A 17,989-nucleotide genomic window follows, 5' to 3' on the forward strand; every position below is an offset into this window, starting at 1 on the left:
AAGGTCTCAACGGTAGCTCAGGGCATTGAAGATACGGCGGCGGTCATCAACGATGGCTTCTCGGCCATGCATGACCCGGCGGTTGTCGATCATCACCATGTCGTGGTCGCGCCAGCCGACCGGGTAGGTTTCCTGGGCCGTCACCGCGGCGATCTCGGCGAGGAACTCGGCCGGGATCGGCCACCCGGCCACGGTGTCGATCACCGGTGCCTCATAGTTGAAGGACGGGCCGAGAATGCTGTTGGCGAAAGCCGGACGCTGGCTGAACTCGGAGACCAGGATCGCCGGGGTGCTGAACGCGTAGTGGATCGAGTCATCGGCCGGGTTGAAGGTGATCTGCGTGCGCGGGTCGTCACCGATGATCTGCAGCAGGTCCTCGATGACCACGGCGGACGGATCGGAAAGCGTCGACGAGTAGTGGCAGACCAGGCGGCGCCACTTGTCGCCGGCGACGGTGCGGCTATAGCGAATCGGGTTGTCCTCGAAGAACCCACGGCAATCGGCCGACAGTTTGCCCAGGACTTTCTCGCCATCGCACAGGGTGGTTTGCGAGCCCTTGCGCGGCGCTTCCTGGCAATAGAACCAGGTGATATCAGGCCAGAATGGCGAGTTGCCGTTCTCGCAATGCAGGCCAACCGCATCGCGCCCGGCGTCCACCAGCTGCGCCGCGCCGCCGACCATGACCCGTGCCGGGTCGAGGCTCAGCCGGGAACTGTTCTGCCGGACGAAGGCGCTGAAATCCTCGGCGCTGTGGATGCAGTTGCGAAACAGCACGATGCCGTAGTGCCCAAGCAGCTCATACAACTCGGGCTTGCCCAGGCTGGTGAAATGACGGGGCTCGATAATCGAGATGGCTGGGCTTTCAGAGTGATAGGCAGGCGAGTTCATCAGTTGCATTCCCTTGCAGTGTGGAGAAAACGGTGGCGATATCGGCACGTTTCGGTCGGCCGGTCACGGTGTAGAGTTGTTCGAGCAGCGGATCGTCCTTGGTCAGCAGCCACAGGCGGCTGGGCCGTTCGATATCGGAAAAGCGTCGCCCCGACCAGTTGGCCAGCTCGACCCGGTCCGGCAGCGATTCAACACAGAGCAAGGCCACCAGGCCATGCACTTCATCGAAAAACACCGCAGCGTCGCGTACCCCCGGATACTCGCGGTATTCCAGCTCGACCTGTTCCGGGCTGACGTTGCGGCCATTGGGCAGGCAGATCACGTTCTTCTTGCGGCCGTGGACATACAGGTAGCCGTCGGCATCCAGGGAGCCCAGGTCGCCGGTGTCCATCCAGCCGTCCTCGGACATCGAGCAGGCACTGGGGTCCAGCCCCGAGTAGCCGCTGAACAGCGAACTGCTCTTGACCTCGATGGTCTGGTCGGCGCCGATACGCACCTGGACATGCGCCAGCGGCCTGCCGACACTGCCCAGGCGCTGGTTCGAAGCCGTGTTCATGCTCACCACCGAGGCGTTCTCGGACAACCCGTAGCCCTGGAACACCGGAATGCCGTCCTCGGCCAGGGCCTTGAGGATGTCGACGCTGACCGCGGCGCCGCCGCAGGTGATGTGCACACCCGAATGCAGGTAGCGCGACAGCCGCTCGCCGGCCTCGTCACCCTGGGCCAGTTGCTCGTAGAAACGGTTGAGCATCACCGGCGGCACCGTCATCGCCGTCGGCTCGACCCGCAGCAGCCAGTCGATCAGTTGTTGTGGCGAGGCGCCGGGTTCACCCAGCAGCGGCTCCGCCTCGGGCAGGAAGAACACCGTGCCACCGGCCAGCAACGGCAGGTAGGCCGCTGTCACCTGTTCGAGCAGCAGGCTCAACGGCACCAACGACAGATAACGCCGATGGGCACCGGCAGGCATGCCCTGGCGCAGGGAGGCCAGCACCGCGCCGACTGCCGCCGTGCTCAGCCGCACACCCTTGGGCCGGCTGGTGGTGCCGGAGGTGTGGATGATCTTGCAGATCCATTCGTCATCGTCCGGAACATCCAGCAGGGGCTGTTCGATGGCCGACTCGTTGATCAGGCGCAGACGCGCCGCAGGGAAGTCCAGCAGCCAGCGCTCGCTCAGGGTGCGTTGCCCGGCAGCGTCGACCAGGAAACCGTCGCAACGGGCCGCCAGGTGTTCGGCCTGGGACTGACTGAAGGCCAGGGGCAAGGGCAATGCGGTAATCCCGGCAAACAGACAAGCCAGGTCGGCCACCAGCCAGTCGCTGCTGTTGCGCGTGGCGATGCCCAGCACCACGCGTTCCCCCGCAGTGCCGGCAGTAAAACGCCGCTGCAATTCGGCCGCCAGGTTCAGGGCACGGGATTCCAGCTCGCCGTAGGTCAGCACGACGCCCTGCTCCGGGCCGGTGGCCGCGCAATCGACCGCACAGATCAGATCACGACTGGCCTGCAGGGCTCGGCGCAGATCGGTAATGAATGCCGCACTCATGGCTGCGCCCTCGCTGGCAGGTCGGTCGGCAGTTGGCTGAACAGCGTGTTGAGGGTCAAGGCGGCGAAACGCGAACGCTGCGGATCGACGCGGATGAAACCGGTGACCGGCTGCTTCGAGTAGTAACTGCCCCAGCTCTTGCCGTCCTCATTGACCAGGCGATCCGGATCGGCGGCGAGCAGCGGCTCGAAGACGATCTGGCAGCTCTCCATCATCTCCCGCACCCGCGGCGTAACGGTGCACAGCAGGTAATGGGCGCCCATGCACCAGGCCAGCAGCGGAATCATGTTGACCATGATGATGCCTGCCGTCATGTGGTGGGAGATCAGGTTGCCGATTTCGACGATGTTCGAACGCTCGATGCTCTTTTCGAAGCGCCGCGACAGGATCACCTCGATCGGCTCCGAGAGGTATTGCTCGGAGAACAGCGTTCGATGGTCGGCAAAAGTTATACCGGCGCAAGAAAGAATCTGCTCATCGGCATCCAGCGTCAGAGCAAAGTACTGCGGATTGGGTTCGACGCTGGCCTTATAAGAGCTGCGAAATTTTTCTTTCACAACTTCCGTCGCCTGTATCCACAACGGCGTCTGGTTTTCCGTGACACGTACCAACATTTCGTCCTCCTCCGTCCCTGTGCAGGGGTACTCAAATGTGAGTGGCGAATATAGGGAGGAGACTTCCAACAGGCTATTTAAAAAGTAAATTGCTTCCGCTAATATACAAATAGGATGAAACACTAGAAATGTGACGAAAGTAACACCAATGGATTTTTATCGAGACGGATCTTATGCTCAATAGCAATTTGCTTAGAAAGCTGGACATGCAGGACCTGATGGTATTCGTCGCGATATATGAACAGAGCAGCGTCACCGAGGTTTCCGAAACCCTTTGTGTCAGCCAGTCCACCGTCAGCTACTGCCTGAAAAAGCTGCGTACCAGCTTCGAGGACGAGCTGTTCATCCACACCCGTAATGCGATGTGGCCAACCAGCAAGGCCACCAGCATGTACAGTCATGTCATCAATATCATTAAAAGCATCAACCTGTGTCACTCGGAAAGTAAACCATTCGATCCGGCAAAGAAGGAAATAACTTTCAATATCTGTGCCCCGGAATATTTCGAGTTACTGATCCTGCCAACACTATTGAAAAGCTTCATCAAGAGCAGTTTCCCGGTAATCATCAACATCCACAAACTTCACAAAGACATTCCCACGGAAAAACTTGCAGACGGCCGCATTGATCTGGCCATTTGCTCCGGGCCCAACTTTCATCGAGAAGCCAAGAACTTCAAGTCGAAGATACTGCTGGATGATGACTTCGTCTGCGTAGTCGACAAAAACTTCGCCCCGGCGGGCAACAAGTTCAATCTGGAAAGTTTTTCCGCACGCCAGCATATATTCCCCACTCCGTGGATGTCGGACACCAACATGGTGGATGGCTGGCTCGGCAAGCAGGGTTATACCCGGCAGATCGTCGCACGCTCCAATAGTTACGTGGCGGCCCTGGAAATGATCACCGGCACCGATCTGGTCCTGACCCTGCCCCGGCGCATCCAGATGCGGATTTGCGATGAAACGAAATTCGCCTTCTGCAAACCACCGCCAGGCCTGCCCAGTTTCACCATGGACATGCTCTGGGACCGCAAGGGCGGCCAGAACAGCGCCAATGCCTGGCTACGCGAGCAGATCGCCAAGGTCTGCGCCTGAGGCGCCTGCCGCAGTACTGGCCAGTACCCTTGCGGGTGCTGGCCACCCACGCTATCACGGCCTGGAAGAGTTGCACTATAACAGTGCAATTGATTACCAATTGCTTATGAGTCCGCCCGTGGGCAACTGCCGTTAGTTGAAAAACGTCTGACAATTTACCCACTTACCTGCAGGCTCGGGCAAAAATGCCAGGTCGCTGTCTCGACACCCGCAAGATAACTGCTTAAATGCTCTAGCCTCTGTCCCGGATCGCTCTCCCGTTTTCGGGGTTTCTCCAGTGAACGGGCGTGGTTGACGACATATTGGCGTCATCGCCTTGATTACACTTTTTTGCAAATACGGCGTTCCGCTTGTTGCCGCGATCGTAGGACAACCGAACTCTGCGTAAAGCAGGGTCAATAAGCCTGAATTGTCCCCGCCCTATTCGGCCTGCCAGCGGCAGGCAGGCGTTTCTTTGCACCCACGGCCCGAAGTACTTTCTTACAACCACCCGAGCATGTACTTATCTCGTCGACAGGGATTGAAACAACTACCCAGTCGGGTTTGTTGTCCGGGTTAGAAACCCTGATTGTTCGACAACGCACCGTGCTGCAATCCGCAATCAGGGCTCCAGGTCGATCGTTGGCGACAGCCGCGAATCAGGATGTACGCAGCGCTTCGTTGCAGGACCTCGTCCGGTCGATCAGGCGAATACTGTCGCGCCCGCCCCGCTTCGACTCATAGAGCGCCGCATCGCTCTGCTCGACCAACGCCGCGAGGCTGCTGGGTGGCTGGTCGAACAGATTGGCGCCGATGCTCAGGGTCACCGCCTGGGGGGTGGCGAATTTCTCGCAGGCAATCTGGTGGAACTGATCGCGTAACGCACTGCCCAGTTTGACGACCTGCTCTTTCGAGGTATCGCTCAGCAGGATGACGAATTCGTCGCCGCCCAGCCGGGCCGCCAAGGCGCTTTCGGGCAGCAGCGAACGAATCATCTCGCTCAGCGCCACCAGCAGGCGGTCGCCAGCGGTATGGCCATAGAGGTCGTTGACCAGCTTGAAGTTGTCGACATCGATCAGCAGCAGGGCCGCCGGTCGCGCGCTTGAGACGTCCTCGAGCAGGCGCGGCGCGCGTACTTCAAGGGCACGACGGTTGTACAACGCCGTCAACGGGTCGCGGGCCGCCAGCCGGGCAATGCGCTTTTCCCGGCGATAGCGTTCGGTGCCGGTCATCGACAGCGCGATCAGCATGATCGCCATGGCGCCTTCGACCAGCGAAATCTGGATGATCTCGCCCCGAAACGCGGCAAGGTCGATCAGCGTACCCGGCATGATCGTCGACATGGCCTTGATAAAGTAGAAAAGCCCGTGGATCAGCAGGACATAACGCAACTGCACCGCGCCCACGCTCAACGACCTGCCGTGGGGACGCAGCAGAAAACTGGCACGCAGGCTTACCAGCGAGACCATCAGCGAATTGACCAGCATCATGATCTTCGACCACGACGGATCGTTGGGTAGAAACAGCATGGCGATCCAGGCCACGACCACCAGGAACCAGGCACGGGAAAGCCGCGTCTCGGTGAATCGCGCAACGCCCATCAGGAACAGCCAGTGTGCAGTCACCAGCAGGCCATTGGCGAACCAGATACCCAGTAACAAAAAGCCGCTTCCACGCAACAACGCAAGTGTCGAACCGATGCTGATCGTTGCAAACCCCGAACTCCAGAACAGCAGCGATGGTTCACGAACGCTGCGCCACTCGACCGCCAGATACAGCGCGGCAGCCGCTGCCAGGGCGATCGTGATAACCAACATCGTGAGGGGGTCAAGCGACATGACGGACAGGCCTTTACTGAATTACGTAAAAAAGTGTCAATCATAATGCTTTTCATTGAGGCCAGCCTGAACATAGATGGCTTTTTGCCAACTTTCTGACGGACTGCCCGAAACGCGAGGGATAAAGCTGCGCGACGATCAGGCCAGGAGGCGCTGAACGCGCGCAGTTCAGGGGAGGAACAACAGGCGGCCTAGAGGTGATCCGCGTCGATGACCGCCTTGGCGAATGCCTCTGGCGCTTCCTGCGGCAGGTTGTGCCCGATGCCGCCGTTGATCAGGCGGAACTGATACTTGCCGGTAAAACGCTTGGCGTAATCCTCGGGCGCCGGATGTGGCGCACCATTGGCATCGCCCTCAAGGGTGATGGTCGGGACGCTGATCGACGGCGCCGTGGCCAGTTTCTGTTCCAGCGCATCGTAGCGCGCCTCGCCCTGGACCAGACCCAGGCGCCAGCGGTAGTTGAACACCGTGATATCGACATGATCGGGGTTTTCCAGCGCCTTGGCGCTGCGATCATAGGTGGCATCGTCGAACGCCCATTTCGGCGAAGCCGTCTGCCAGATCAGCTTGGCGAAGTCATGGGTGTTTTTCTCGTAGCCGGCACGACCGCGATCAGTGGCGAAATAGAACTGGTACCACCATTGCAACTCGGCCTTGGGCGGCAGCGGCGTCTTGCCGGCCGCCTGGTTGCCGATCAGGTAGCCACTGACCGACACCAGCGCCTTGACCCGCTCCGGCCACAGGGCCGAGACGATGTCCGCCGAACGTGCGCCCCAGTCATAGCCGCCGAGCACGGCCTGCTTGATCTTCAGGGCATCCATGAAATCGATGACGTCGCTGGCCAAGGCTGCCGGTTGACCGTTGCGCAGGGTCTTCTCGGAAAGGAAGTGGGTGTCGCCATAGCCACGGGCATACGGCATCAATACCCGGTACCCCTTGGCCGCCAGCAACGGCGCCACGTCGTCGTAGCTGTGAATATCGTAGGGCCAGCCATGCAGCAGAATCACCACCTGGCCATCGGCCGGGCCGGTTTCGGCATAGGCCACGTCGAGCAGCCCGGCCTTGACGTGCTTGAGCGGGCCGAAAGGCGAAGGTGCCGAGTAGGACACGCCGGCAGGGCTGACATCAGCCTGAGTGGTCGTCGCCGCCTGCGCCGCGCCGAACATGCCGAACAGGGCGAGTGCGAGCATCGACGACCCGGCCAGGCGGCCCTTGCCGTTCTTGTTGTTGTGCAGTGCCTTCTTCATGGTGATCTCTCCGTTGCCAGCCATGGTCAGGGGTCTGGATGACGCCCTTGAAACCTTGGAGACATTTGACCCCCTCGACGTATCCGGCCTGTGTCGAACTCCCTGCCATTGGGAAAGCCTGTGTATCGGCTGATCAACCAGATACACAGTGATACACAACGCTCCGCTGGTCCCGCTCGACCGAGACAGAGAGACGCTTGCCAAGTGCAGCCAGGGCGATCTCCACCTGCTCGATCCTGGAGCTGTGGTCAAAATCGACCAGGCGGTCGACCTTGGTCTGGGACGCGCCGAGCAGCCGGCAAAGATCTGCCTTGCGCATGTTTTTTTCCCGCATCGCATTCCACAAGGAAACCTTTGCCGCGGTGAGCGCCGAGAGATGCACCAGATAATCTCCAGGCCTTGCGGCCGAAGGCAGCGGGATGGTCCGGACCTGGTCGACATAGATGGTCAGGGCCAACTCGAGCCCTGCGCTGGCGTTGCCCAGCAATTCCTCCACACTGTCACCCGCGCTATGAGCTTCCGGAATGTCCCGGCAGGATGACCAGAAGGAGCCGGCCTCCTCATGTAACTGGATGGCGTAGCTGTACATGTATACCTCACTGTTCAAACTGATGGATGCCCGTTCATTCGGCCTGGTGCTCAATCCTTGAGCCCCAACTGCTTGATGATTTCCTTCCTGAGTCCTTCGCCAATTTCGTTGGCTCCGTGGTTTGGGAAAATCGTCTGCCTGCCATTGGGAGCCAGGACCTTGAAGTGGCTGCTACCACTGCGTGACTTGAAGAAAATGACGCCCTGGGCTTCCAGCCACCGCCTGAACTCGTTGTATTTCATCAGCTCTCTCTCGCTTCGCTGACGACTCAAAGATACATCATAAATGTGGTAACACCACAGATCTGAAAAATCTCGATACTCAGCTTTTCATAACCACACTGAAGAAACGCCATGCTGAATGGCATGGCGTCTGCGTATGGTCGATTTAGAAGTGAGCGTGTGCCGCAGAAAATCAGACAGGGCCCTCTATCAGGTGGGATGACTCAAGGCTGCGAAGGGGACTCGGCACAATCGGGCGTAAGAGCTACACCCAGCGTTTGAACACCACGCTGGCATTCACCCCGCCAAACCCGAAGCCATTGGACAACGCATAGTCCATCGACAACGGGCGGGGCTGGCCGCGAACCAGGTCGAGACCGGCGGCAGCCTCGTCGGGGTGGTCCAGATTGAGCGTCGCCGGTGCCACCTGGTCGCGCAGCGCCAGGACGGTAAAGATCGCCTCGATCCCACCGGCCGCACCCAGCAGGTGGCCGGTGGCAGACTTGGTCGAGCTGATCGCCGGACCTGCACCAGTACCAAACACGGCCTTGATCGCCGCCAGCTCACCCTTGTCGCCCACCGGCGTCGAGGTGGCGTGGGCATTCAGGTGACGCACCTGGCCTGGCTCGATACCGGCCTGCAACAGCGCCTGCTCCATCGCTCGGCGGGCACCGTCGCCGTCCTCGGGGCCGGCGGTCATGTGATAGGCATCGGCACTGGTGCCATAACCCACCAGTTCGGCCAGCGGTGTCGCGCCACGGGCCAGCGCATGCTCCAGTTCCTCGATCACCAGCAGGCCGGCGCCCTCGCCCATGACAAAACCATCGCGGGCCTGGTCGAACGGTCGCGAAGCCCGTTGCGGGGTGTCGTTGAAATCGCTCGACAGCGCCCGCGCCGCCGCGAAGCCGGCCAGGCTGACCCGGTGGATGCAGGCTTCCGCTCCCCCGCAGATCGCCACGTCGATCTCTCCCGCACGAATCATCCGCGCCGCATCGCCAATGGCCTGGACGCCTGCGGCACAGGCGGTCACCGGGGTCGCCAGCGGCCCCTTGAAATCGTGGCGGATCGAGACTTGCCCGGCGGCCATGTTGCCGAGGAACGACGGGATGGTGAACGGCGACAGGCGCCGCGGCCCCTTGCTGTCAGTGGTACGCACCGCCTCGGCAATCGCCGGAAAACCACCCACCCCGGTGGCGATGACGGTGCCGGTGCGCGCCTGCGCCCGTGGGGTGTCTGGCGCCCAGCCCGCCTGGGCCAGGGCCTGCTCGGCGGCCGCCAGGGCGAACAGGATGAAGCGGTCCATCTTGCGCTGTTCCTTGGCCGCCAGCAGTAGGTCCGGATCGAAGCCGGCCTGCGGATCCTGGAGGCGATCCGGGACCTGGCCGCCAATGCCGATCGCCAGGTCGCCGATCAGTTCCTGCGGCAGCGGCCGTATGCCCGACTGCCCGGCCAGCAGGCGCTGCCAGATCGTTTCCACGCCGCAGCCCAGCGGGGTCAGCGCGCCCATGCCCGTGACAACGATACGTTTGTTCATGACAATCCAACTCCTTACAGGTGATTGAGCAAGTAATGGCCTGTGGACGCTACTATCATAATGAAAGTAACATGCAACCTGACAAAAAACAGCTTTCCCTGCAGGAGCCGCCATGCAGCGCAAAACCCTGATCCATGCCGAATGCCCGATCGCCCGCAGCCTCGAGCGGGTGGGCGAATGGTGGAACATCCTGATCATGCGTGACGCGCTGCAGGGCCTGAAACGCTTCGACGAGTTTTCCCGCAGCCTGGACATCGCCCCCAACATGCTGACCCGGCGCCTGAACGGCCTGGTGGAAGACGGCCTGCTCGAACGCGAGGCCTACAGCCAGCGTCCGCTGCGCTACCAGTACGTGCCGACCGCCAAGGGCCGGGATTTTCGCGTGGTACTGATGGCGCTGGTCGAATGGGGCAATCGCCATTACGCGCCTGAGGGCGAAAGCGTGCAGATCGTCGAACGCGACAGCGCCCGCCCCTTGCACCTGATGCTGGCGGACGTCGCCGATGGCCGCCCGGTGCCGCTGGGAAACAGCACCGTGCAGGCCGGGCCGGCAGCCAGCGAACAGATGCGCCAGCGCCTGGGTGGGCGCCGGCACGACAACTGAGGATTACTTGAGCCGCAGGCGCCGGGCGAGCTTGTGCAGATTGCTCGGATCGACCTGCAACAGCCGCGCAGCGCCAGACCAGTTCTCGCCACTGAGTTTCAGGGCCTGAAGCACCTTCTGCCGCTGGCAGTCGTCGACCGCGTCGGCCAGGGCCTGGAACGGCACGCCCAGGGCCGCCACCAGCGCTGGCTCGGCCTCGACCGGTGGCGCGCCCCGCGTGCTGTCGAGGTCGAGGACATCCGGCTCCAGCGTCAGGATCGATGCCCGGCTGCCACCACGGCCGAGCAGCTTCAACGCGGCGCGGCTGATCACGTGTTCCAGTTCGCGGACATTGCCCGGCCAGGTGTAGGCCAGCAACGCCCGCTCGGCCGCCGGCGACAGGCGCAGACCGCGCAGGCCGAGCCGGGCACGATTGAGCTCGAGAAAATGTCCGGCCAGCACCAATACATCCTGGCCACGCTCGCGCAACGCCGGGATCGGCACCGGGTACACCGAGAGCCGGTGATACAGGTCGGCTCGAAACAGACCATCGCGAATGCTGTCGGGCAGGTGCCGGTTGGTAGCCGCAATGATCCGCACGTCGACATGCAATGGCTTGTCCGCTCCCAGGCGCTGGATTTCGCCGTTCTGCAAGGCACGCAGCAGCTTGGCCTGGACGCTGGGCGGCAGCTCCCCCACTTCATCGAGAAACAGCGTGCCACCGTTGGCCGCATCGAAACGCCCGGCCCGGTCGCTGGTAGCGCCCGAGAAGGCGCCCTTGACGTGCCCGAACAACTCGCTTTCGGCCAGTGACTCAGGCAGGGCCGCGCAGTTGACCTGGATCAGCGGCTTGTCGGCACGCCGCGAGAGCCGATGCAGCCGACGGGCGAACAGTTCCTTGCCCACTCCGGTTTCACCGAGCAGCAACACCGGCAGGTCGGCATCAGCCAGCACATCCAATTCGTGGAGCAGGTGCTGCAACACTTGGCTCTGGCCGAGGATTTCCCCCTCCTCCAGCGGCCGTTCCAGAGCCCGCGGATCGCTGCGCGCCAGGCGCAGGCTGCGGTTGTCCTGCTCCAGTCGGGTAACCCGCACGGCGGCTTCGATCTGCAGGGTGCAGCGCTTGAGTTCCGCCTGGGCACGCGAGTCGAAGGTTCCGGCGTTGGACGCATCGAGGGTGATCGCGCCCCAGGGCCGCCCCTCCACATACAAGCTCACGCCCATGCAGTCATGCATCGGCAACACTTCGCCCACGTGGCTTTCAAGCAGGCCATCATAGGGGTCCGGCAGGCGGCTGTCGGGCTCGAACCAGGTCGGCTCCCGCGAGGCCATGATCGCCGCCAGGCGCGGATGCTGGGCGATGATGAAGCGGCGCCCCAACGCCTCGTGGACCAGCCCGGCCGTCGCCACTGGCCTGAGGCTGTCGCCGTCCAGGCGCAGCAGCCCCACGGCGCTACTGTTGAAGTACTCACGCAAGGTCTGGACCAGCCGCTGCAACCGCACGGCATTGGGCAGCTCGACGATCAGGTCGGCGGCCAGGCTTTCACGCAACATGGTAGTCATCACCCTCCTGGGTGGAATCGACCCGGCAAGTGCCGGGTCAATCTCACCACGACTAGAAATAAACCCAGGTTAATCAATCCATTAGCCTTGGCACACGGGATGCAAAGGGTCTGGGAAATCGTTGAACGGACAAGCGAGGAACCCCGATGAGCCTGACCCTGCTGGAACAAAGCTGGCGCGACGAACCGGCGCCCCAACTGATCTCTCACCTGCTGACCCGCTATCACGCCCGTCACCGCGAACAACTGCCGGAACTGATCCGCCTGGCGCGCCGGGTCGAGCAGGTGCACGGCAACCATGACACCTGCCCCAATGGCCTGGCCGACCTGCTGACCGACATGCAGCAGGAACTCGAAAGCCACATGTGCAAGGAGGAACAGGTGCTCTTCCCGCTGCTTCAACTGGGGTTCGGGCCACGGGCCGCGCCGCCGATCCAGGTGATGCGTTTCGAGCATGAACAGCATGGCGAAGCCCTGCACAGGCTGCTGGCCCTGACCCACCACATCACGCCGCCGGCTGACGCCTGCAATACCTGGCGCAGCCTCTATGACGGGCTGCGGGAGTTTCACGACGACCTGGTGCAGCACATCCACCTGGAAAACAACGTGCTGTTCGTCAATGCCCTGAGTCCCGGTCACTGAGTACTCTCCAAGGCCCGCCTCGCACGGGCCCGCTTGCACGCCTCAGCCATGCCAGAGGAACATGGCCTTGGCCAGGATCACGATCAACACCATGTGCCCGAGGATGCTGCGGCGAATCCACAGCGCCCGACCGGGAGTGATACGGCCGCTTTTCAGCCAGTAGGCCAGCAGCAGGTAATGGCCGATGATGCCCAGGGCCAACAGCATCTTCAGGCTCAGCAAGGTCGCGAACCGACTGGCCAACGGCTGGGCCAGCGCCTCGCGGTAGTGCCAGGCCATGCCGAGGCCGGCGCCGTACAACACCAGCACCACACCATGCAGCACCTTGCGCGAGCGCACGGCAATCGCCTGGTCCGCCGTCGCTCGGGCAGCGTCCGCCAACGGCTCGCGGGCGCGCTGCCAGATCAACACTTCAAAAAACAACGTCCCGATAAAGGCAATCGCCGCCAACAGGTGTGTCACCAGTAGATACGGATACATCAGCGCCCTCCTCGGGCAATGGCAAGTCGAGTCATCCCGGATGCCCGTCGACCCGGGCCCGCAGCAGCATCGGCCCATAGCGCCAGACATACAGTGCAAAGGCCAGCGTCCAGCACAGGCCGGCCAGCCAGAGGGCTGGCAACGCAAAGAAATTGACCAGCACGACCCGACTGAAGCACGCCAGGTTCAGCAGAATGAAGGCCAGGGTCATTCCCGGCGGCGGCTGCAGTGCCCGCCCGGTATGGCCGAGACTGACCCGGGCGATCATCGCCAGGATCAGGCCACCCATGGCGCCAACCGTCAGGCAGTGCACGGCCAGGCTCGGATTCAACGCCACGCCGAAATGCCACAACGCCACGGCAAGGCAGGCCAGCGCCAGCCAGCCATAGGCCAGGTGCAATGACCACAGCAACGGCACGCGCCAGAGCGCCCGGTCCTGCCAGCGCACCAGCCGAAGCAGATGCCCCGCCGCCAGTACCGCGAACAGCAGGCCCACCCAGAGGTTGGGAGACAGCGCCGGCCCCGCGGCATAGGCCAGCGCCGCCAGTGCCGAGCCCACCAGCAGCAACCCGTCCAGCCAGGGCCAGGCGACCACTCCTGCCGTACGCCCCAGGCCTCGCTGGGTGAAGAACGGAATGACCCGCCCGCCGATCAGCCCCATCATCGCCGCCACCAGCCACAGCCCACCCAGCACGCCCTGGCGCTGCCAGCCTTCGTGGCCGTCGAGCAATCCGTACACGGACAGGCCATCGACCCCGGTCAGCAACAGCAGCACCAGCACGATCGGGTAGTTACGTTTTTGCCGTACCGCCCACAGGGTGCGGCCCATGACGAAGGCCACCGCCAACGGGAACGCCAGCTCCAGCGGTACCAGCAACCACCACGGGGCGTTGCACAGCCAGGCCAACCGCGCGCCCAGCCACAGCAGGGCCAACGCCGCCAGGGGTTTGCCACATAACCCCGGACGACCGGCCCAGGTCTGCACCGCCGTCAGCAGGAAGCCGGCGATCATCGCCAGGCCAAAGCCGAACAACAGCTCATGCCGATGCCAGCCCAGCCAGCCCCCGGCCGGTGTCCAGCCACTGATCGAGCCCCCGAAGGCGGCCAGCCACAACGGAATGACCAGCACCGCCAGCACGCAGCCGGCGAGGAAGAAGGGCCGAAAGGCCAGCCGGAACAATGGTGTGATCGCCAGCGCCTTGCTGCGCTCAAGCACTTGCATAAAGCCACTCCTTTACCTTGCCGCCAACCTGCTACTCATCCGCATGCAGCGAGGTGATTCCAGGTGGCGATCATCGGGCATTCGCGGTTGAGTGCCCTTGTCGCAAATCAACAGTGCAAACGGCATGCCCCGGGGACACCTGCCGGCGGAACTGGCCCAGCCGATCCCGATGGGCAATCACAGGAGTCATTTCGACCAGACCCAGGGTCATTCAGACCCGCCGGCGCCGGGTCATTTCGACCTTGCCCCCTCGAGCCACGCGGCCCTGCGACAAACTGACAAGCGCCATGGCCGGCAAACTTGATCGTCGTCAAGCAGCCCCCGCCCTGCTCCGGCATAGCCTTGCGAACACTAAGAGCCGGCGTTCTGCGCTGTCGTCGCGGCGCATCGCAAAGGCCTTGCCTGAGGAGAAATGGAATGCTGATCAGCAACAGAAAAATCTTCGCCCTGACGGTCGCTACCCTGAGTTCGGCACTCGCCCTGGCGCCCAGCCAGGCCGCTGGCGCCGAGGAGCCCGCCAGTGCCCCGGCCATGGTCAAGAGCGCCGGTGCGCCCGACCTGAGCCAGGCCGAATTCGACGCATCGAAGGAAATCTATTTCCAGCGCTGCGCCGGCTGCCACGGCGTGCTGCGCAAGGGCGCCACCGGCAAGCCGCTGACCCCGGACATCACCCAGGCCCGCGGCCAGGCCTACCTGGAAGCGCTGATTACTTATGGCTCGCCAGCGGGCATGCCGAACTGGGGCACCTCCAATGCGTTGACCAAGGACCAGATCACCGCCATGGCCAAGTTCATCCAGCACACGCCGCCCACGCCACCGGAATGGGGCATGGCCGAGACGCTGAAAACCTGGAAGGTGCTGGTCAAGCCCGAGGATCGTCCGAAGCAGCAGTTGAGCAAGCTCAACCTGCCCAACCTGTTCTCGGTGACCCTGCGCGACGACGGCAAGATCGCCCTGATCGACGGCGACAGCAAGCAGATCGTCAAGGTCATCGAGACCGGCTACGCGGTGCACATCTCGCGCATCTCCGCCTCCGGCCGCTACCTGCTGGTGATCGGTCGCGACGCGCGCATCGACATGATCGACCTGTGGCCGGTCGAGCCGACCAAGGTCGCCGAGGTCAAGATCGGCATCGAGGCGCGCTCGGTGGAAACCTCCAAGTTCAAGGGCTACGAGGACAAGTACACCATCGCCGGCGCCTACTGGCCGCCGCAGTTCACCCTCATGGACGGCGAGACCCTGGAACCGAAGCAGATCGTCTCGACCCGCGGCATGACCGTCGACAAGCAGGAATACCACCCCGAGCCACGGGTCGCGGCGATCATCGCCTCCCACGAATGGCCGGAGTTCATCGTCAACGTCAAGGAAACCGGCAAGGTCATGCTGGTCAGCTACAAAGACATCAAGAACCTCACCATCACCTACATCGATGCCGCGCCGTTCCTGCATGACGGCGGCTGGGACAGCACCCACCGCTACTTCATGACCGCCGCCAACAACTCGAACAAGGTCGCGGTGATCGACTCCAAGGAGCGCAAGCTGACCGCCCTGGTCGACGTCGGCAAGACCCCGCACCCAGGCCGTGGCGCCAACTTCGAGCACCCGCTGTACGGGCCGGTCTGGGCCACCAGCCACCTGGGCGACGACGGCATCTCGCTGATCGGCACCGACCCCGTCAAGCACCCGCAATACGCCTGGAAACAGGTGGCCTCGCTCAAGGGCCAGGGTGGCGGCTCGCTGTTCATCAAGACCCACCCCAACTCGCGCCACCTGTACGTCGACACCACCTTCAACCCGGATCCCAAGCTCAGCCAGTCGGTGGCGGTGTTCAACCTAGACAAGCTCGACGCCGGCTACACCTCGCTGCCGATTGCCGAGTACGCCGGCATCAAGCAGGGCGCCATGCGCGTGGTGCAACCGGAATTCAACAAGGCCGGTGACGAGGTCTGGTTCTCGGTGTGGAGCGGCCAGTCCGAGGAGTCGGCCCTGGTGGTCATCGACGACAAGACCCTCAAGCCCAAGGCGGTGATCAAGGACAAGCGACTGATCACCCCGACCGGAAAATTCAACGTCTACAACACTCAGAACGACATCTATTGAGCTTCATCAATACAAGGAATCGTCATGAAAAATACGCTGATTTCACTGATCGCCCTGGGTGCCGCACTGAGCCTGCAACCCGCCGCTGCCCAGGACGGCCAGGAACTGTTCAAGAGCAAACCCTGCGGCGCCTGCCACGCCATCGACAGCAAGCTGGTCGGCCCGTCGCTCAAGGAAGTTGCGGCCAAGAATGCCGGCGTGGCCGGTGCGGTGGACACCCTCGCCGGGCATATCAAGAACGGTACGCAAGGTAACTGGGGACCGATACCGATGCCGGCCAACCCGGTCACCGAGGAAGAAGCGAAGACCCTCGCCAACTGGGTGTTGACGCTCAAATAGCCACCTGGAGGGCGCATGAAGCTGTACCGACACGTGACGATTGCAACGGCCCTCCTGCTTCTGTGCAACACCTCGGGCGCGGCGCCGGACAGCCGGCGCCAGGCCCAACTCGAACACCTGCTGACCCAGGACTGCGGCGCCTGCCACGGGCTGCACATGACCGGCGGACTCGGCCCCGAGCTGACCCGTGCGGCCTTGGCCGGCAAGCCCCGCGAGGGCCTGGTCGCCACCGTCGCCCTGGGTCGTCCCGGCACGGCGATGCCCGGCTGGGCACCGCTGCTCAGCGACGACGACATCCGTTGGCTGGTCGATCTTCTTCTCCAGGGATATCCCGCACCATGATCCGTTCAATCCTGCTGTCCACGACCACTGCACTGCTGTTGTCCGCCTGCGCCCAGGCGCCCTTGCGCGGCACCGGCAATCTCGGCGTGGTGGTCGAGCGCGCCAGTGGCAGCGTGCAGATCGTCGAAAGCACCGGCCACACATCGCTGGCCCGCCTCGATGGCCTGGGTGACCTGTCCCACGCCTCGATGGTGTTCTCACCCGACCAGCGCTACGCCTACGTCTTCGGCCGCGACGGCGGGCTGAGCAAGATCGACCTGCTCCAGCGGCGGATCGACCGGCGCATCATCCAGGGTGGCAACAGCATCGGCGGCGCCATCAGCCAGGACGGCAAGCTGGTCGCGGTGTCCAACTACGTGCCGGGCGGCGTCAAGGTGTTCGACGCCGACACCCTGCAACTGGTGGCCGACATCCCGGCCACGCCGCTGGCCGATGGCAGCAAGCGTTCACGGGTGGTCGGCCTGGTGGACGCCCCCGGCCAGCGTTTCGTGTTCAGCCTGTTCGACACCGGCGAGATCTGGAGCGCCGACTTCAGCCAGGGCAACACGCCCCGCATCGAACGCTACAAGGACATCGGCCAGCAACCCTACGATGCCCTGATCACCCCCGATGGCCGCTACTACATGGCTGGGCTGTTCGGCGAAGACGGTATGGCGCAGCTCGACCTCTGGCACCCCGAGCGCGGTGTACGGCGAGTGCTCGGCAACTATGGCCGCGGCGAGGAAAAACTGCCGGTCTACAAGATGCCGCACCTGGAGGGCTGGGCCCTCGCCGCCGACCAGGCCTTCGTTCCAGCGGTTGGCCATCACCAGGTACTGGTGATGGACCCGCGCAACTGGCAGCAGACCGCGACGATCGCGGTGGCCGGCCAACCGGTGTTCGTCACCGCGCGCCCGGACGGCCGCCAGCTGTGGGTCAACTTCGCCTACCCGGACAACAATCGGGTGCAGGTCATCGACACCGAAACCCACGCCGTCGTCGCCGACCTGCGTCCGGGGCCGGCGGTGCTGCACATGGAATTCACCGCCCGTGGCGACCAGGTGTGGCTGTCTTCCCGTGATGGCGACCAGGTCCAGGTCTGGGATCCGTACAGCCTGAAGCGCCTGGCCAGCCTGCCGGCCAGCGCACCGAGCGGGATTTTCTTCAGCAGTCGCGCACAAAAGATGGGGTATTGA

Annotated in this window: 17 protein-coding genes and 1 pseudogene; 7 read left to right on the forward strand and 11 right to left on the reverse strand. The window is 63.0% G+C overall.

Features of this window, described 5'->3' with window-relative positions:
• Positions 1–6 precede the first annotated feature (6 nt).
• The 3 genes from AC6I6U_RS22675 to AC6I6U_RS22685 are packed head-to-tail and all read right to left on the reverse strand — an operon-like array spanning position 7 to position 3,042.
• On the reverse strand, positions 7–888 hold the full coding sequence (locus AC6I6U_RS22675; RefSeq protein ID WP_497878263.1) for a TauD/TfdA family dioxygenase: 882 nt from the start codon (positions 886–888) through the stop codon (positions 7–9).
• Positions 863–2,428: an AMP-binding protein gene (locus AC6I6U_RS22680; protein WP_497878264.1), complete on the reverse strand. Its 1,566-nt coding sequence runs from the start codon at positions 2,426–2,428 to the stop codon at positions 863–865. Before AC6I6U_RS22680 ends, AC6I6U_RS22675 begins: the two co-directional genes overlap by 26 nt.
• Entirely contained in the window at positions 2,425–3,042 is a 618-nt protein-coding gene (locus tag AC6I6U_RS22685) for a thermostable hemolysin (RefSeq protein ID WP_497878265.1), read from the reverse strand. Before AC6I6U_RS22685 ends, AC6I6U_RS22680 begins: the two co-directional genes overlap by 4 nt.
• Positions 3,043–3,215: 173 nt before the next feature.
• Here AC6I6U_RS22685 and AC6I6U_RS22690 point away from each other — a divergent pair, with 173 nt between their 5' ends.
• Complete coding sequence (locus AC6I6U_RS22690; RefSeq protein WP_497878266.1) at positions 3,216–4,136, forward strand: LysR family transcriptional regulator; 921 nt, start codon at positions 3,216–3,218, stop codon at positions 4,134–4,136.
• A gap of 638 nt (positions 4,137–4,774) precedes the next feature.
• Here AC6I6U_RS22690 and AC6I6U_RS22695 read toward each other — a convergent pair.
• From AC6I6U_RS22695 to fabF, 5 genes are all read right to left on the reverse strand, one after another.
• The gene (locus AC6I6U_RS22695; protein WP_497878267.1) at positions 4,775–5,953 is read right to left on the reverse strand and encodes a GGDEF domain-containing protein; all 1,179 of its coding nucleotides are present in this window, start codon (positions 5,951–5,953) and stop codon (positions 4,775–4,777) included.
• 191 nt (positions 5,954–6,144) lie between these two features.
• Positions 6,145–7,200 carry an alpha/beta fold hydrolase gene (locus AC6I6U_RS22700; RefSeq protein WP_497878268.1) on the reverse strand — a complete coding sequence of 352 codons (1,056 nt, stop codon included), beginning with the start codon at positions 7,198–7,200 and terminating at the stop codon, positions 6,145–6,147.
• A 133-nt stretch (positions 7,201–7,333) separates the two neighbouring features.
• Positions 7,334–7,789, reverse strand: a complete 456-nt coding sequence (locus AC6I6U_RS22705) for a type II toxin-antitoxin system HicB family antitoxin (RefSeq protein ID WP_497878269.1) — start codon at positions 7,787–7,789, stop codon at positions 7,334–7,336.
• A 50-nt stretch (positions 7,790–7,839) separates the two neighbouring features.
• The gene (locus AC6I6U_RS22710) at positions 7,840–8,031 is read right to left on the reverse strand and encodes a type II toxin-antitoxin system HicA family toxin (RefSeq protein WP_497878270.1); all 192 of its coding nucleotides are present in this window, start codon (positions 8,029–8,031) and stop codon (positions 7,840–7,842) included.
• A gap of 244 nt (positions 8,032–8,275) precedes the next feature.
• Positions 8,276–9,544 carry a beta-ketoacyl-ACP synthase II gene (fabF, locus tag AC6I6U_RS22715; protein ID WP_497878271.1) on the reverse strand — a complete coding sequence of 423 codons (1,269 nt, stop codon included), beginning with the start codon at positions 9,542–9,544 and terminating at the stop codon, positions 8,276–8,278.
• A gap of 112 nt (positions 9,545–9,656) precedes the next feature.
• On the opposite strand from fabF, the gene AC6I6U_RS22720 reads away from it, so the two are divergent.
• Positions 9,657–10,148: a winged helix-turn-helix transcriptional regulator gene (locus AC6I6U_RS22720; protein ID WP_497878272.1), complete on the forward strand. Its 492-nt coding sequence runs from the start codon at positions 9,657–9,659 to the stop codon at positions 10,146–10,148.
• Positions 10,149–10,151: 3 nt separating this feature from the next.
• Here AC6I6U_RS22720 and norR read toward each other — a convergent pair whose 3' ends face one another.
• Positions 10,152–11,681: a nitric oxide reductase transcriptional regulator NorR gene (norR, locus tag AC6I6U_RS22725; protein WP_497883083.1), complete on the reverse strand. Its 1,530-nt coding sequence runs from the start codon at positions 11,679–11,681 to the stop codon at positions 10,152–10,154.
• A 173-nt stretch (positions 11,682–11,854) separates the two neighbouring features.
• Here norR and AC6I6U_RS22730 point away from each other — a divergent pair.
• Positions 11,855–12,331 (forward strand): annotated as a pseudogene (locus AC6I6U_RS22730) (hemerythrin domain-containing protein); the annotation flags it as partial.
• A 42-nt stretch (positions 12,332–12,373) separates the two neighbouring features.
• On the opposite strand, the gene AC6I6U_RS22735 reads toward AC6I6U_RS22730, so the two are convergent.
• On the reverse strand, positions 12,374–12,811 hold the full coding sequence (locus AC6I6U_RS22735) for a hypothetical protein (protein ID WP_497878273.1): 438 nt from the start codon (positions 12,809–12,811) through the stop codon (positions 12,374–12,376).
• Positions 12,812–12,842: 31 nt separating this feature from the next.
• Positions 12,843–14,033 (reverse strand): NnrS family protein, encoded by a 1,191-nt coding sequence (locus AC6I6U_RS22740; RefSeq protein ID WP_497878274.1) that lies wholly within the window; start codon positions 14,031–14,033, stop codon positions 12,843–12,845.
• Between the two features lie 417 nt (positions 14,034–14,450).
• Here AC6I6U_RS22740 and AC6I6U_RS22745 point away from each other — a divergent pair, with 417 nt between their 5' ends.
• From AC6I6U_RS22745 to AC6I6U_RS22760, 4 genes are read left to right on the forward strand one after another with little or no spacing between them, the layout of a single operon-like run.
• A complete protein-coding gene (locus AC6I6U_RS22745) occupies positions 14,451–16,133 on the forward strand; it encodes a cytochrome D1 domain-containing protein (RefSeq protein ID WP_497878275.1) in 1,683 nt (560 codons plus the stop codon).
• 24 nt (positions 16,134–16,157) lie between these two features.
• Positions 16,158–16,472 carry a c-type cytochrome gene (locus AC6I6U_RS22750; protein WP_497878276.1) on the forward strand — a complete coding sequence of 105 codons (315 nt, stop codon included), beginning with the start codon at positions 16,158–16,160 and terminating at the stop codon, positions 16,470–16,472.
• Positions 16,473–16,487: 15 nt separating this feature from the next.
• On the forward strand, positions 16,488–16,814 hold the full coding sequence (locus AC6I6U_RS22755; protein ID WP_497878277.1) for a c-type cytochrome: 327 nt from the start codon (positions 16,488–16,490) through the stop codon (positions 16,812–16,814).
• Positions 16,811–17,989: a cytochrome D1 domain-containing protein gene (locus AC6I6U_RS22760; RefSeq protein ID WP_497878278.1), complete on the forward strand. Its 1,179-nt coding sequence runs from the start codon at positions 16,811–16,813 to the stop codon at positions 17,987–17,989. Before AC6I6U_RS22755 ends, AC6I6U_RS22760 begins: the two co-directional genes overlap by 4 nt.

The sequence above is a fragment of the Pseudomonas sp. UTLPPB19802 genome (assembly GCF_059730225.1).

Coding starts and splice junctions, on each gene's coding strand:
- AC6I6U_RS22685 (WP_497878265.1), bottom strand. CDS start 3,042: ATGTTGGTACGTGTCACGGAAAACCAGACGCCGTTGTGGATACAGGCG.
- AC6I6U_RS22720 (WP_497878272.1), top strand. CDS start 9,657: ATGCAGCGCAAAACCCTGATCCATGCCGAATGCCCGATCGCCCGCAGC.
- AC6I6U_RS22755 (WP_497878277.1), top strand. CDS start 16,488: ATGAAGCTGTACCGACACGTGACGATTGCAACGGCCCTCCTGCTTCTG.
- norR (WP_497883083.1), bottom strand. CDS start 11,681: ATGTTGCGTGAAAGCCTGGCCGCCGACCTGATCGTCGAGCTGCCCAAT.
- AC6I6U_RS22750 (WP_497878276.1), top strand. CDS start 16,158: ATGAAAAATACGCTGATTTCACTGATCGCCCTGGGTGCCGCACTGAGC.
- AC6I6U_RS22740 (WP_497878274.1), bottom strand. CDS start 14,033: ATGCAAGTGCTTGAGCGCAGCAAGGCGCTGGCGATCACACCATTGTTC.
- AC6I6U_RS22675 (WP_497878263.1), bottom strand. CDS start 888: ATGAACTCGCCTGCCTATCACTCTGAAAGCCCAGCCATCTCGATTATC.
- AC6I6U_RS22690 (WP_497878266.1), top strand. CDS start 3,216: ATGCTCAATAGCAATTTGCTTAGAAAGCTGGACATGCAGGACCTGATG.
- AC6I6U_RS22735 (WP_497878273.1), bottom strand. CDS start 12,811: ATGTATCCGTATCTACTGGTGACACACCTGTTGGCGGCGATTGCCTTT.
- AC6I6U_RS22700 (WP_497878268.1), bottom strand. CDS start 7,200: ATGAAGAAGGCACTGCACAACAACAAGAACGGCAAGGGCCGCCTGGCC.
- AC6I6U_RS22680 (WP_497878264.1), bottom strand. CDS start 2,428: ATGAGTGCGGCATTCATTACCGATCTGCGCCGAGCCCTGCAGGCCAGT.
- fabF (WP_497878271.1), bottom strand. CDS start 9,544: ATGAACAAACGTATCGTTGTCACGGGCATGGGCGCGCTGACCCCGCTG.
- AC6I6U_RS22710 (WP_497878270.1), bottom strand. CDS start 8,031: ATGAAATACAACGAGTTCAGGCGGTGGCTGGAAGCCCAGGGCGTCATT.
- AC6I6U_RS22745 (WP_497878275.1), top strand. CDS start 14,451: ATGCTGATCAGCAACAGAAAAATCTTCGCCCTGACGGTCGCTACCCTG.
- AC6I6U_RS22695 (WP_497878267.1), bottom strand. CDS start 5,953: ATGTCGCTTGACCCCCTCACGATGTTGGTTATCACGATCGCCCTGGCA.
- AC6I6U_RS22705 (WP_497878269.1), bottom strand. CDS start 7,789: ATGTACAGCTACGCCATCCAGTTACATGAGGAGGCCGGCTCCTTCTGG.
- AC6I6U_RS22760 (WP_497878278.1), top strand. CDS start 16,811: ATGATCCGTTCAATCCTGCTGTCCACGACCACTGCACTGCTGTTGTCC.